Raw genomic sequence first — 14,577 nt, 5'->3', positions numbered from 1 at the left:
TCGGACAAAGTGGCGTTTATCGTTTGATCCTCTATCAGGTTACTATTTATCCCCTTGCGGGTTTATAAAGTGTATTTGGATCGTGCATTCATGACTTTACCAATGTATGCCTGGGTTTCCTCGGGTAATTCATGAGCAAGAGACATCAGCTCTTCATCACTGGATACACCCATATTCGCGATACGGGTTGGACCTGCATTATACGCTGCAAGTACCATAGCCATTTCTCCGCCAAACCGTTGAATCAGATTGGACAGATATTTAGTACCGCCTTCGATGTTCTGAGCCGGATCAAAAGGGTTGCTTACCCCAAGTCCCCTTGCTGTTCCGTCCATCAGCTGCATCAGCCCCTTGGCTCCCGCGGAGGACACGGCATTCGGATTAAAGGAAGATTCCGCATCAATGACCGCTTTGATCAGCGATACCGGCACTCCATATCGTTCCCCGGCCGCCGTAATTAAATCCTCAAAGGTCGTTGGCTTTGTTGCCCCCGTGTCATGCACGGCCCCCTCGATTGGTAAAGACGAAGCGGACTCATCCACAGCACCCAGCTGCTGCCATAACAGTCCATCCTTAAAGGTTACGCCAGGCGCAAGCTGGGTAATCGAACGTTCAACCGGCTTGGAGGCGGAATCTTCGGTAAGCAGGCTGCTTAGCACATTGACAAATCCGGTTGCCGACTCGGTGGAATTCGTATTCATCTGTGGTATATCCGTCATTTGCTTCCATGATATCGGATCTATTTGCATCGTTTAACTCACTTTCTGCAGCAAAATTTCAAACTTGTCCTTTATTTTATCATGGAACTGGAACAATCTGCTATACCTATTTGGCAAAAAAATAAGGCGAATCAACCGTTCTCACTAGTTGACCCGCCCATATTTTCATCATTACAAAATGAATTATCTACTGAAAGGAATCAAGATAAAATAACTGAGCGTTGCCAATATGCCGAGTCCGATCGACCACGCGCCTGTCGTTCTGCTGCCTTTGCTGTAAGCGTAATATCCAACAACGGCTGCGATTGGCCCCAGAATTACCGACCACATGAACAACGAGGCAATGCCTAATACCAAGCCCACATATCCGACGGTGCGACCCGTAGACACGTCTGCCTTATCCTCGTCTACTCTTCGTGCCGAGGCATCCATAGGGGGAGCAACCTCGGCTGCATATTCTTCACGGTGATCTTTGCGCGGGAAGTCTACCCTGTTTCGCTTGCCTTCAACAACCTTCATTTTATGCTTGCGATGTTTTTTATCCATAAACTAGCTTCCTCCATTTCCATCATCCTAAAGTGCCCAGCACCCGGACTTTATCCGGCTTATTTCCCGTCAGCCCTTCGGCTTGAAGGTCAAACAGCAGGTCTCGGAAGACTTGTCAGCAACATCCTGATGGTCGTCTACATAAGGCTCTGCTCCATACTCTTCATTGAGTTTCACATTCGCATGACGGTCAATTTCAATCATGATCATCTCGGCATGACATAAGTTCTGTTCTCCCCAGTAATGGCAATTGCTGACACTGCACTTCACTAATGGTTTGGCTTCGTTGGCCATTTTAGCATCACCTCGTCAACATTTTTTCCTTAGTTTACTGCCGGTATGCACAAGAACGATTGTCAGTTGGTGCCTAAGGAGCGAAACGCAAAAAGAGATGCCAATGGTTGGCATCTCTTACGTATTCCTTTATATGCTAGGCGTGGCTTTTCTCTGATTGCATCCGACGTTCCGTTAAATAATCGCTTTCGTAGTAAGCAAGATCATCACGGAGCTCTTCATAAATCTTGGTAATGTTCATAATGACATCACGGGCAGGACGAACCGGCTTCTTCCGGAAACGAATCGCATCCTGTCCAGTATAGGCGTAACGACCATCTTCGGAATAACTTTCATTTTTGGGATAGAAGAAACTGTTAACACAGCGGTGATACAAATTATACAAAGCCTTCTCGGCAAAATCGATATCAAAATTAGGGCGACGCTGTACAACACCTAGCTTCTCATAGGAAACTTCAGAAAATACAAGCAAATGGCGAACATCCGACAGAAATCCTTTGTAAAAATGAACGGTTTCATCGTCCTGTTCCGTTACCAATTGGGATAAAGCATGTTCATTCAAAAACGTTTCCATAATCGAAATAGCAGATTTCAACTTTTCTCTGGACTCTGAGCATAATTTCTGAAGATTGTCTGCTGGCATTACGATAGATCCCCCTTAAATGGTCGTGACCCTACAGGTTATACAGCCTGATGGTCGTTATAATATGTACTATCCTAACACAAATTTTGGGATAACGAAATCCCTATCATGAATACACTTACAAGGTTATTTTTAGCACATTTCATTTTGCCCATGAACATCCGTTTTCCTCACGAATTAAACGCATAAAAAGGATTCACTCTTCCCACGCTAAGACTACTTAAATCATGAAATGCGGCGAGGAGGAAAATTTGTGAAATCTCGTACTCTGTGGAGCATCCTAGGTGCCGCGTCAGTTCTTGGCGCGCTTCTGATCTTACTGTTCATCCCCGGCTCGAAACAGCCGGCTCCAACGGCTGAACCAACACAGCCTTTAAGGCCCCAGCAGGAGAACAAGGCCAAGCACTTTACCATGTTAAGCGATATCCATGCAACGGATCAACTCAACCGTCTTGATGCAAAAGGTCACCTGCGGAAGATGCTGAACAATAACGCTTTGCGCAGCCCGGGTCAAATAAAAGCCTATACGCAAAAAGAACAAAAGCTGCACAAGCATTTTCAGCAAGTACGGTGGTATAACCTTAAACAAAACAAAATGACGGATATCCAGGGTCTGCTTCCCAAAATGAACAAAAAAGATAAAAATCTGATTACGCATCATTTTCAAATGGCGCAGCAGAAGCTGAAACGGGGAGAAACTTATGATTCACCCAAGTTCAATGTCGCGGGGCAGCCTTATTTTGTTGTTGCCGAGCCGTCAAAGGATGGTAAATATGGCGCGGCCGCATTGGTTAATCAAGGCGTACTGCATGAAGTAAGCAATCACCAGAAGCGGAATCTTCGCTTGATTCCGTACCCGAAGGAAGGAAAATTCCAGGTCGAATCCATTCATGCGGATACCCTCTCCGACATCACCGTCAAAACCGGACATGATAATGAAAAAGCCAGTCACTTTTACGAAAATGAAATTGTGGTGTCCTTTCAAAATGAGCCGTCAAAGCAGCAGCTCCTCGATATCTCTAAGGAAATATCGTGTGAAACTCCAAGGAAACTTGGCTATGCCTATGTTTTTCGTTCCAAGGATATGGATTACCTTAAACTCCGCTCCTATTTCCAGCAGAAGTGGAAAACCAAATATACCGAGCCTCACTATATCTATTTAACCAATGACCGCCCTCCTCAATCCAGGGTAAACTCGGATTCCTTACCGGATGGAGCCAACGCGCAGGTCAATATCCCGAATGATTTGCTGTTTTCCCAATATCAATGGAATTTGCCCGTCATTGAGACGAACCGGGGCTGGGATCTGTCCAAGGGCAGTGAAGATGTGATCATTGCCGTCGTGGATACGGGAGTGGATCTTCAGCATTCCGATTTGGATGGGCAGTTGGTGGAAGGGTACAACATCGTAGAGAAAGACAAGCAGCCGCTGGATGATGTGGGCCACGGGACGCATGTAGCCGGGATCATCGGTGCCCTTGTTAACAACGGTGAAGGCGTTGCGGGAGTTAGCTGGTACAACAAAATCATGCCGGTCAAGGCGCTTGACGGATCCGGATCCGGAACAACCTATGCCGTCGCGGAAGGCATTATTTGGGCCACGGATCACGGAGCCAAGGTGATCAATATGAGTCTCGGCAACTATGCGGACTCCCAGTTCCTGCATGATGCCGTGAAATATGCCTATGATCGCGATGTAGTCCTTGTTGCCGCCTCAGGTAATGACAACACGGAGCGCCCCGGTTATCCTGCCGCCTATCCGGAGGTGCTGGCCGTCGCCGCAACGGACTCCAATCAGAAGCGGGCAGAATATTCCAATTACGGCGACTACATCGATGTGGCTGCACCAGGGACCAATATCGCGAGCACCTTTCCAGGCAATCAATATGCGGCTCTATCCGGAACCTCCATGGCCAGCCCCCACGCAGCCGCCATGGCGGGTCTCATTCGTTCCCTTAACCCTGACCTGACCAATCAGGAAGTCATGGACGTCATGATAAACCAAGCAGTCGATCTTGGGGATAAAGGAAAAGATAAATATTACGGTCATGGTCAGATTGATATTTTCCAAGCCTTGAAAGCTGTTGGATCCCCCGACGTCCCTCTCCAGATGTGGCCAGGTCAAACGCTGCAGAATCTGGAGAAGGAGCTTCGCAAGTTAAACGGCTCAGGATCAAACGAATAAAATTCACGAAATAAAGCAGCTTTCGCCTCCAGCGTTAGCTGCTTTATTCATAATCGGAGGCAAAGAGCCCGTTACATTTATTTCTTCCGGCGGGAACGGCTAGTACGTACTGCAGCTTTCTTCGAACGCTTGCCGGATACCGTAACTCCGCCATAGCCTCCAGGGCCCTCTACAACTTCTTCTTCGCTGTAAGTGTACAGATGTTTTTCTACCGGTACGCAGTGAATCTTATCGACCACTTTTATCGGATGAATAACAGGCACGATTTGCGGTACATAATGGTCTCTAACAACAACGATCGGTTCGCATACAATCGGTGACACAGGAGGACATGGGTTTTCGTTATGACAAGACATGTTTTTTGCATCTCCTTTCCCTTGATGATTACAGCTTATTATCCCGGGGGCTATTTGGTATGGACGATTATCCTTAAAGGGCAGATGAACTCCCAATATTTTCACAAAACCATAAGAAAAACGTCTATCGACGTACATTCTCAGAAGACAGACCGCGGTTAGAGGAAGTTTTTCTTGCGATATCAGGAAGACCCAAGCTTCGAAGTTTATACTTTCTGATATCTTGAAAAAACGCGCATTCCCTTTACACACCTGACGAGGAATGTAAAGAAAATGCGCGTTTGTACCATTACGGTATCCGTAAAGCAATATGTTGTTCAGTTGGGAAAGCTTTCCGTAAGCCGGGTTCTGTGCTCTTCGTGGTCATAGCGGGAACTACCCTGCCACCATGAGCGACAATCATCTATCTAGGCCGATCATTACTAATCGACTCAAGCGACCAACCCGGACGCGCCTCGGGCTAAGGCTGTCTCCTCGAAGGAGACTGCGTCCCATTAGGTCTTGCTCCAGGTGGGGTTTACCAGGAACGAAGTCACCAGCGTTCCTCGGGGTCTCTTACACCTCGGTTCCATCCTTGCCTGTGCCGCCCTTAGGCGGCCATCGGCGGTCCATTTCTGTGGCACTATCCTTCAACTCGCGCTGACTGGACGTTATCCAGCACCCTGCCCTATGGAGCCCGGACTTTCCTCTCGCGGCTTTGACGCCGCCAGCGATTGTCTGTCAAACTTTCCGGACAACATTATATATTATACAGTGATTTGAAGCGGTACACAACCCATTAAACATTAACAATAGCTGATTAATTTCCCAGCATGGATGAGGTACTCTTCCTGGCCAACGGTGTCAAAAAGAGACTCTTTTCCTTGCCTCACGATTCTGTTCTTCAAACGAACTGGAACGGCTCTGTATTGATACGAGAAGCCACCACCCGGGTTTCGTACTTATGTTCCTGCAGCTTCTGCTCCATCCACTCGGCAACTTTGACCTTCATGATCTTCTCGGCATTATGACCCGGATCAATGATCGTAAGTCCCGCTGCGAGCGCATCCTGTGCCGTATGATAATCCACATCTCCCGTTACCAGCACATCGGCTCCACGGAACAGTGCTTTCATCATGTAGCGTCCTCCGGAACCCCCTATGACGGCCGCCTTGCGGATCGTGCGGTCGAGTTCTCCCACGACCCGAACATGAGGGACCTCCAGCTTCTCTTTTACCACGTCTACCAGCTCAGCCAACGTCTTAGGCTCTTTTAGCTTTCCAACCCGGCCAAGACCAAGGGATCTCCCCTTTAGGTCCATGGCATACAGATCATAAGCAACCTCTTCATAAGGATGTGCCTTTAGCATCGCCTGGATCACTTTATTTCGGATGGCATGAGGAACAATCGTCTCGATTCGAACCTCATTTGCACGTTCCATCTTGCCTTCCTGACCTTGAAAAGGGTTGCTGCCTTCTCGCGGGACAAAGGTGCCAAAGCCCTCGATGTTGAAGCTGCAGTGGCTGTAATTTCCGATCCAGCCTGCACCGGCGCCGAGCACGGCATCCAGCACCTCTTGATGATGGCTCTTCGGGACAAATACTACCAGCTTGGACAACTGTTCATTATGCATGTCATGAATAGGCGACGTATTCTCGATTCCCAAGGCCTCCGCCATCCAATCGTTCATCCCGCCTTCGGTTACGTCCAGATTGGTATGACTTATATATACTGCAATGTCGTGTTTGATCAGCTTTTCGTATACCTTGCCCATCGGCGTATCCGTCTGCAGTTGTTTCAGCGGACGGTATATAATCGCATGATGCGCGATAATCAGGTCAGCCCCAAGCTCAATGGCTTCATCCACCACTTCATCATTAACATCCAATGCAATCAGCACCGTGCGAATGTCCTTTTGCAATGTTCCAAGCTGGAGTCCGATCCGGTCATCGGGTTCGGCCACGTGCTTCGGGGCCAATTGCTCCATATATTGAATTACGGTTTGTCCTTTGGCAAGCATGCCAGCACCTCCTGAATAAACTCGATATCCGATCGAATCTCACTCGCCTTATCGGCGGCCGTGGTGAGATCTGAACGCGAAAGCGATTGAAGAATATACCCCATCTTCTCCATCTCCGACTTCCATTTCTCACTGAAAACCGGATTCGGGGACTGTGTCAGCCAAGGTCCCATACGGAAAAGCCAGTCCGTAGATAACCGGACACCGTCTCCAATCGCCCTTTCCGTGTAAACCTGCTCATTCGTCAGGTCTGTTAAATGCAAAGGCTCGGCGACCAGCACTTCGTAAATTTTGCCGTCTTCCTCCAGGATCATTTCCTCGATCAGCACCCAGCCATGGGAATATAGCCATCTACGCAAGATATCTTCTCCCACATTCGGCTGCAGGACCAGCCTGCGGACGCCTGCCAGCTTATCGATGCCGCGGTCCAAAATCGCTGCAATCAAGCTGCCGCCCATACCGGCAATCGTAATGACGTCGGCCTCACCGGCTGAGAGTACGTTCAAACCGTCTCCTCTTCGCACGCTGATGACATTCGTCATCCCTGATTCGATGACCTGCTTGACGGCAGCATCATAAGGGCCGGGATTGACTTCACCGGCGATCGCTTGAATGGCCGCTCCGCTCTCTACGGCAGCCACAGGCAGCAGGGCATGGTCGGAACCGATATCTGCAAGTCGGCTGCCGCGCGGAATCTTCTCCAGTATTTGTGTTAATCTTCTTGATAATTTCACGGTCGACACACCTTACCATTCCATATTTTCGTCCAAATCACGACCTATTCCTTACCCTAACAGAGACGATACCAAACTGCAAACCGGCAAATCCGGTGAACATAAGTTGTGCCTCGTCATTTGCAATGGGTCCGAAAAAGAGCTAAAATAAAGACCAATAAAACAAATGCAGGAAGAAATTCCATAACCAAGAAACTTATACATGCCATGCATGAATTCGAAAAAAAGGACCTGCTGCGATTACTGCAGAAGGTCCGTGGATTAAGCTATTCGAGGAAATCCTTTAACCGCTTGCTGCGGCTCGGGTGACGAAGCTTACGGAGCGCTTTCGCTTCAATCTGTCGAATCCGTTCGCGTGTAACACCGAACACTTTGCCGACCTCTTCCAGTGTTCTCGTGCGGCCATCATCGAGTCCGAAACGAAGACGTAGTACGTTCTCCTCGCGCTCTGTCAGCGTATCCAGCACATCTTCGAGCTGTTCCTTCAGAAGCTCGTAAGCAGCCGCATCGGCAGGAGCGAGTGCTTCCTGATCCTCGATGAAATCTCCGAGATGGGAATCATCTTCCTCACCGATCGGCGTTTCCAGCGAAACCGGCTCCTGAGCAATCTTCATAATCTCCCGGACTTTCTCAACACTGAGTTCCATCTCGGCAGCAATTTCCTCCGGCGAAGGCTCACGTCCGAGCTCCTGGAGAAGCTGTCTGGATACACGAATCAGTTTGTTGATGGTCTCCACCATATGCACAGGAATTCGGATGGTACGGGCCTGGTCAGCAATAGCGCGCGTGATTGCTTGGCGAATCCACCATGTCGCATACGTACTGAATTTGAAACCCTTTTTGTAATCGAACTTCTCTACGGCTTTGATCAAACCCATGTTGCCCTCCTGAATCAAATCCAGGAACAGCATTCCTCGTCCGACATAACGCTTCGCGATACTTACAACGAGACGCAGGTTGGCTTCGGCCAGACGGCGCTTGGCTTCCTCATCCCCCTGTTCAATCCGGTTGGCAAGTTCAATCTCATCATCCGCTGACAACAGCGGAACCCGGCCAATTTCCTTCAGATACATCCGTACCGGGTCGTTAATCTTGATCCCAGGAGGCAGTGAAAGATCGTCGTCAAACCCAAAATCCTCATTATCATGGGATTCGGAATCTCCCGATTGCCGGTGAGTACCCTCTTCGTCATTCTCATTTACCACATCGATACCCAGGTCGGCCAGCTGCTCGTAGAACTCTTCCATCTGCTCCGTGTCCTGATCAAATGGCGATAATTTCTCCATAATGTCTTTATAGCTTAATACGGATCTCTTTTTACCCTGTTCAATCAACTGATCCTTGACTTGATCCAGCGTAAATTCCGTTTCTAGTTCAGTATGCTGATCATTCGCCATCATTCGACTCCCTCCTCCCTAGAAACAGCAATGTGCGGGGCTTCATTGTCTTTCTAGGGCGATAATCTCACTTGCAATTTGCGCGGCTCGCAAAAAATCACCTGAGCGCTCCGCTTTTATCATTTCTTCTTTTTTCTGGTCGATCTCTCTCTGCTGCGGAAATTTCAGCACCTCACGTATGCAATCATCGAGCACTTGAACATTCCACTCGGCTGGTGCTTCCATCATCATGATCGAGCTGACCGTCATTTCCAAACGATCGTCGTGGAGCGATGACATGAAACGGCTGATATCCGGAGATTTACCCTGTGCGTAAAAAGCATATAGATAAGCAGCAATTGCCGCATGATCTTCAATATTAAACGCTTCTCCCAGGCGATCGCCTACGTATCGCGCGGCCTCCGCATCCTGCAGCATCAGCGACAGCAGCCGCCGCTCTGCGGCATGGTAAGCAGGCAGAAGTACCGGGGCGGGCTGGCGCCCTTTTTTATGCCTACCATTATTCCACCTTTTTTCCTTATTATCCCCATCACCCATCTTTTTTTGCATCGATTGCCGAAGCAGATTGCAATCCTGCTTAAGACTTTCATAGGAAAGATGGAGCTCGGAGGACAATTCCCTCAAGTAAACTTCTCGTTCAGTCGAGGAATTCAGTACGGCGATAATGGGCAATGCCTCTTTGGCGTACGCAATCTTACCATCTTCTTCTAGCAGTATATGGTTTTTCTTCAGATATATAAGTTTAAATTTTGTTGTTGAAACAGCTGTCTCTACGACATGCCTGAAACGCTCGGCACCGAATTTACGGATGTAATCATCCGGATCCATTCCTTCGTTCACCAAAGCGATTCGTACTCTGAGACCAACGCCTTCGAGCATTGGAATGACTTTTAACGCAGCAGCCATACCGGCTTTATCACCGTCATAGACAACAACAACTTCTTCAGCCACCGATTTCATGATTGCCACTTGGTTTTCCGTTAGAGAGGTCCCCATGGTTGCCACACCGTTGTGAAGTCCTGCTTCCCATGACGAAATTACATCGCCGTAACCTTCGAATAACAGAATTTGACGCAATTTGCGTATGGATGTCTTCGCCTGGTGCAGGTTGTACAATGTGCGGCTCTTATTAAATAGAAGTGTCTCCGGGGAATTCAGGTACTTCGGTTGACCGTCCCCCAGTATTCTGCCAGCAAACGCGATGACCTTGCCGCTGCGGTCATGTATCGGAAACATGATTCGTCCGCGGAAACGGTCGAGATAGCCTTCTTGTTCATGTCTTGCGGATAATAAACCGCCCTTTTCCATCTCTTTCAAGTCAAAGGATCGCTTCGTCAGGAACTGAACGAGCGTGTCCCAACGATCTGGCGCATAACCGATTTGGAACTGGTCAATCATTTTGTCGCTCATTCCGCGGGATCGTAAATACTTCATGGCTTCCGTACCATGCTCCGTATTCTTCAACAGAAAATGGTACAGCTTGGCGCTAAGCTCATAGGCTTCAATCAAACGTTCTTTTTCCGGATTACGAGGAATTACGGGAACTCCTTGACCTTCCGGCAACGAGATATCATTCTCTTCTGCCATTGTCTTGACGGCTTCGGGAAAAGAAAATCCTTCGATTTCCATTCTAAATTTAATGGCGTTTCCGCCCTTACCGCAGCCATAGCAGTAAAAGATTTGGCGTTCCGGTGTAACCGTAAAGGAAGGAGTTTTCTCTGAGTGAAACGGGCACAAGCCCTTCAGGTATTTCCCCTGTTTGGTAAGATGCACGTATTTGCTGACCGTGTCCACAATATCGCTTTTGGCCAGTACTTCCTCAATGACATCATCCGGAATATTACCTTGTCCGGTACTCATCCAAACCACCTTCATCTCTTTTGGCACGTAAATAGTATTCGCTACGGGTGGACATTCTCCTGCAATTCATGCAAAAGTTTTGTCAGTTTATGTTGAAAAAAACTCCGGTCCTCGTCAAGCAGCTTTTTGGGCCCTTTGCCATACTTTCCCTGCTTCCTCGCCTTCGCCTGATGGTGACGGGAATCCAGCATGAAATCGATATCCGTATTATGAAAAATACGACCGCGAAAGGAGATCACATGGCATGATTTGGCAAGCGCAAGTGCAGCCAGTCCATAATCCTGCGTCACCACGATATCCCCCCTGGATATGTGGTTAGCGATGTATAGGTCCGCACTTTGATCACTCCGATCCACCTGGACCGTCGTAACCCCATCTTCTGCCTGCTGCAGATGATCATAGGAAGAAACAAGCAGTACCGGCACACGAAATGTACGAGCAGTCTCTGCGATTTCCTTCTTGACTGGACATGCATCACCGTCAACCACGATCGAAATGGAGTTGCTTTCGTTCATTCGCATCACCGGCTCTTATCGTTAGTCTTGGATTCATCTTTATGCTGTATATTATTATATACGTCTTTGGCAGATTAAAATCCTTCTTCTAAGAAAAACGTCTGTCGACGTACTTTCACAGAAGACAGACCGCGTATAGCGGAAGTTATTCTTGCGAGATAAGGATGGTAAGCCTCTGAAGCTTATACTTTCTTATCTCATCAAATAAACAATGACCCTGCCCTTGCTTGATTCAGGCCGTTCATAGCGAAAGCGCCATCCCGTGCATAACCGCGGGCTGTCGCTTTCACTGAACAATGCATTATAACATTTGTAAAATCATGCTGTCACTACTACCACACCAATTTTGTGAAATCGGCGTAACGCTTCAAATCTCCATCGATACCGGAGAGCAGTGCGAGACGATTGGCCCGAACCGCTTCGTCCTCTGCCATGACCATAACGGAGTCGAAGAACCCGGTAATCGGTTCTTTGAGTCCACCCAGCAAGGACAAAGAGCGTTCGCCGTCAGCAGCTTCCAGCGCAGCATGGTAATCTTCGCGAATCGCGTTCCAAGCTTCATAAAGCTTGCCTTCTTCCGTTTCCGTGAACAGTTCAGGATTGACAGCAGCCTTGCCGGCCTTGGCTGCCAAATTGCTGACCCGGTTGAAGGATTCTACCGTTGTTTTGAAATCCTGGACATGATCCACAGCATTCATCAGCGCATGACCGCGGGACACAACCGACACCACATGATCAAATCCAGCGGTAATGACGGCATCCACCACATCATAGCGCTGATCTTCGGACAGGAGCTTCTTCACGCGAAGTCCGAAGAATTCTTTAAGGTCCTTGCGGATTTCGTCCGTCGAGCGCTTCAAAACGCGAATGTTCTCGTGAACCTCCAGGGCCACACCGAAGACATCCGATAGCGTCACCGGGAGTTTGTGCTCCAAGATGATCTGAACGATGCCCGCAGCCTGACGGCGCAGTGCATAAGGATCCTGGGAGCCTGTCGGAATGATGCCGATGGAGAAGCATCCCACGATCGTGTCGATTTTATCCGCGATGCTTACGATGGATCCCACCGAGGTGGAAGGCACCGCGTCACCGGCGAAGCGAGGCTGGTAATGCTCAAACACCGCTTTGGCCACCTGCTCCTTCTCACCGGCTTTTCTTGCATAATCCTCTCCCATAACACCCTGCAATTCAGGGAATTCATAAACCATCTGGGTCACCAGATCGAATTTGCAAATATCGGCTGCACGGCTTACAGAATCTGCTTCGTCAGCCGAAATGCTAAGCTTCGCGGACAACTGATCGGAAATCCGGCGGATTCTGCGGACTTTATCGCCGATGGTCCCCAGCTCCTCATGGAAAACGATGCTCTCCAGCTTCGATAAAGCGTCTTTAATCTGAAGCTTCTGATCCTCCTCATAGAAGAATTTCGCGTCCGACAAACGAGCCCGCAGCACCTTTTCATTCCCTCTTGCGATAACGTCCAGGGAACGGCTGTCCCCGCTGCGCACGGTTACGAAGAACGGAAGCAATTGTCCCTGCTTATCCAGCACAGGGAAATACCGCTGATGCTCTCGCATTGAAGTAATCAATACTTCCTGCGGAATATGAAGGAATGAGGAGTCGAATGCTCCGTACAGCACGGTTGGGGTCTCAACCAGGAACAATACCTCTTCGAGCAAATCATCCTTGATGGCGATATTCCAATCTTTCTCTTGGGCCAATGCCTGGATCTGCGATACAATCATCTCTTGGCGTTCATTCACATCCACGATGACATGCTGTTCACGCAATACGTCGCGGTATGCCGATGCCTCTGGAATAACGGCTTCTCCGCCAAGGAAACGGTGTCCACGGGTCACGTTACCGGCCTTCACGCCCGTAATTTCCAGATCAATCGTCTCACTGCCGAGCAAAGCGACCATCCACTTAATCGGACGGACGAATTTAAATTCGTGCGCCCCCCAGCGCATATTTTTCGGGAAGGTCATCGAAGTCAAAATGCCAAGGAGTCCTTCGGACAGGATCGACTTCGTATCCACGCCGACGCTGTTCTTCGTCACATAGATATACTCTACTCCGCCGAGCTCCTTGAACGTAAAACTCTCGGGATCCACGCCCTGGCTTTTTGCAAAACCAAGCGCAGCCTTGCTCCACTGTCCGCTATCATCCAACGCGATCTTGCGGGAAGGCCCTTTCACTTCCTCGCTGACATCCTCTTGTTTATCCGCAACGTTCTGTACCCATACCGCCAAGCGGCGCGGCGTAGCATATGCCGTCACTTCTCCATGTCCGATTCTGGAAGTTTCCAGCCATTTGACTAATTTGTCCTGAAGCTGTTCCATCGCGGCGCGCAGAAATCTCGCCGGGACCTCTTCCAGACCGATTTCAAACAATAAATCCTTAGACATGGTCTGCGCCCCCTTTCTTAATCAGCGGGAAGCCCAGCTTCTCGCGCTCCTCCAAATACGTAGCTGCAACCTGACGAGCCAGGTTTCGCACGCGCATAATGTACCCCGTTCTCTCCGTTACACTGATCGCCCCTCTGGCATCCAGCAGGTTAAACGTGTGGGAGCATTTTAAAACATAGTCGTATGCCGGGAATACCAAACTTTGGCTCATTGCTTTGTTCGCTTCTTCTTCATACATGTTAAACAGCGTAAACAGCATCTTAACGTCGGACACCTCAAAGGTGTACTTCGAATGCTCGAATTCCGGCTGATGGAATACATCTCCGTAGGTGATGCCGTCTACCCACTCCAGATCGAACACATTCTCTTTATCCTGGATATAGGATGCAAGACGCTCCATGCCATAGGTAATCTCTACAGCGACTGGGCTTGCGTCGATGCCGCCAACCTGCTGGAAGTACGTAAACTGCGTAATTTCCATACCATCCAGCCATACTTCCCAGCCTAGGCCCCATGCACCAAGCGTCGGCGCTTCCCAATTGTCCTCAACAAAACGGATGTCATGATCGAGCGGATTAATGCCAAGACGCTTCAAGCTCTCCAAATACAGCTCTTGAATATTGTCCGGCGAAGGTTTCAAAATAACCTGAAATTGGTGATGCTGATAGAGACGGTTCGGGTTCTCTCCATAGCGGCCGTCAGCAGGCCGACGGGAAGGCTCTACATACGCTACGTTCCAAGGCTCGGGTCCGATCGAACGCAAATACGTCATCGGGTTCATCGTACCGGCACCTTTTTCCGTGTCGTACGGCTGCACGATGATGCAATTCTGTTCTGCCCAAAATTGCTGCAGCGTCAAAATCATCTGCTGGAAGTTCATGATTTTAGCTCCTTTACATTCTTTTTCAAATTCATTCCACC

At 49.0% G+C, this 14,577-nt stretch carries 13 protein-coding genes and 1 other RNA gene; 1 reads left to right on the top strand and 13 read right to left on the bottom strand.

The window, feature by feature from the left end; all coding sequences use genetic code 11:
- Positions 1-62: 62 nt before the first annotated feature.
- The 4 genes from PAEVO_RS01250 to PAEVO_RS01235 form a co-directional block, all read right to left on the bottom strand.
- On the bottom strand, positions 63-749 hold the full coding sequence (locus PAEVO_RS01250; RefSeq protein WP_100535929.1) for a lytic transglycosylase domain-containing protein: 687 nt from the start codon (positions 747-749) through the stop codon (positions 63-65).
- A 153-nt stretch (positions 750-902) separates the two neighbouring features.
- Positions 903-1,265: a hypothetical protein gene (locus tag PAEVO_RS01245; protein WP_100535928.1), complete on the bottom strand. Its 363-nt coding sequence runs from the start codon at positions 1,263-1,265 to the stop codon at positions 903-905.
- Positions 1,266-1,334: 69 nt separating this feature from the next.
- Positions 1,335-1,559, bottom strand: a complete 225-nt coding sequence (locus PAEVO_RS01240) for a DUF1540 domain-containing protein (RefSeq protein WP_006209042.1) — start codon at positions 1,557-1,559, stop codon at positions 1,335-1,337.
- Between the two features lie 136 nt (positions 1,560-1,695).
- On the bottom strand, positions 1,696-2,202 hold the full coding sequence (locus tag PAEVO_RS01235) for a YpuI family protein (protein ID WP_100535927.1): 507 nt from the start codon (positions 2,200-2,202) through the stop codon (positions 1,696-1,698).
- 253 nt (positions 2,203-2,455) lie between these two features.
- Between PAEVO_RS01235 and PAEVO_RS01230 the strand changes: the two genes are divergently transcribed.
- Positions 2,456-4,387 (top strand): S8 family peptidase, encoded by a 1,932-nt coding sequence (locus tag PAEVO_RS01230; RefSeq protein WP_100535926.1) that lies wholly within the window; start codon positions 2,456-2,458, stop codon positions 4,385-4,387.
- Between the two features lie 77 nt (positions 4,388-4,464).
- Here PAEVO_RS01230 and PAEVO_RS01225 read toward each other — a convergent pair whose 3' ends face one another.
- The 9 genes from PAEVO_RS01225 to glyQ all read right to left on the bottom strand — a co-directional run bounded on the left by PAEVO_RS01225 (position 4,465) and on the right by glyQ (position 14,536).
- The gene (locus tag PAEVO_RS01225) at positions 4,465-4,710 is read right to left on the bottom strand and encodes a hypothetical protein (protein ID WP_243390606.1); all 246 of its coding nucleotides are present in this window, start codon (positions 4,708-4,710) and stop codon (positions 4,465-4,467) included.
- A 355-nt stretch (positions 4,711-5,065) separates the two neighbouring features.
- Positions 5,066-5,472: RNase P RNA component class A (gene rnpB / locus PAEVO_RS01220), an RNA gene on the bottom strand.
- A 154-nt stretch (positions 5,473-5,626) separates the two neighbouring features.
- A complete protein-coding gene (locus PAEVO_RS01215) occupies positions 5,627-6,742 on the bottom strand; it encodes a Nif3-like dinuclear metal center hexameric protein (protein WP_100535924.1) in 1,116 nt (371 codons plus the stop codon).
- Complete coding sequence (locus PAEVO_RS01210) at positions 6,718-7,476, bottom strand: tRNA (adenine(22)-N(1))-methyltransferase (protein ID WP_100535923.1); 759 nt, start codon at positions 7,474-7,476, stop codon at positions 6,718-6,720. Before PAEVO_RS01210 ends, PAEVO_RS01215 begins: the two co-directional genes overlap by 25 nt.
- A 266-nt stretch (positions 7,477-7,742) precedes the next feature.
- Positions 7,743-8,873 (bottom strand): RNA polymerase sigma factor RpoD, encoded by a 1,131-nt coding sequence (rpoD, locus tag PAEVO_RS01205; RefSeq protein WP_076321292.1) that lies wholly within the window; start codon positions 8,871-8,873, stop codon positions 7,743-7,745.
- Positions 8,874-8,915: 42 nt separating this feature from the next.
- Positions 8,916-10,733, bottom strand: a complete 1,818-nt coding sequence (gene dnaG / locus PAEVO_RS01200; protein WP_100535922.1) for a DNA primase — start codon at positions 10,731-10,733, stop codon at positions 8,916-8,918.
- Between the two features lie 41 nt (positions 10,734-10,774).
- Positions 10,775-11,254, bottom strand: coding sequence for a YaiI/YqxD family protein (locus PAEVO_RS01195; protein ID WP_100535921.1), 480 nt, complete (start codon positions 11,252-11,254; stop codon positions 10,775-10,777).
- A 326-nt stretch (positions 11,255-11,580) separates the two neighbouring features.
- On the bottom strand, positions 11,581-13,656 hold the full coding sequence (gene glyS / locus PAEVO_RS01190; RefSeq protein WP_100535920.1) for a glycine--tRNA ligase subunit beta: 2,076 nt from the start codon (positions 13,654-13,656) through the stop codon (positions 11,581-11,583).
- On the bottom strand, positions 13,649-14,536 hold the full coding sequence (glyQ, locus tag PAEVO_RS01185) for a glycine--tRNA ligase subunit alpha (protein WP_100535919.1): 888 nt from the start codon (positions 14,534-14,536) through the stop codon (positions 13,649-13,651). Before glyQ ends, glyS begins: the two co-directional genes overlap by 8 nt.
- Positions 14,537-14,577 lie beyond the last annotated feature (41 nt).

This window comes from Paenibacillus sp. GM2FR, from assembly GCF_002803325.1.
GTDB lineage: Bacteria > Bacillota > Bacilli > Paenibacillales > Paenibacillaceae > Paenibacillus_AQ > Paenibacillus_AQ lautus.
This window is presented reverse-complemented; position numbering and strand designations above follow the sequence as displayed.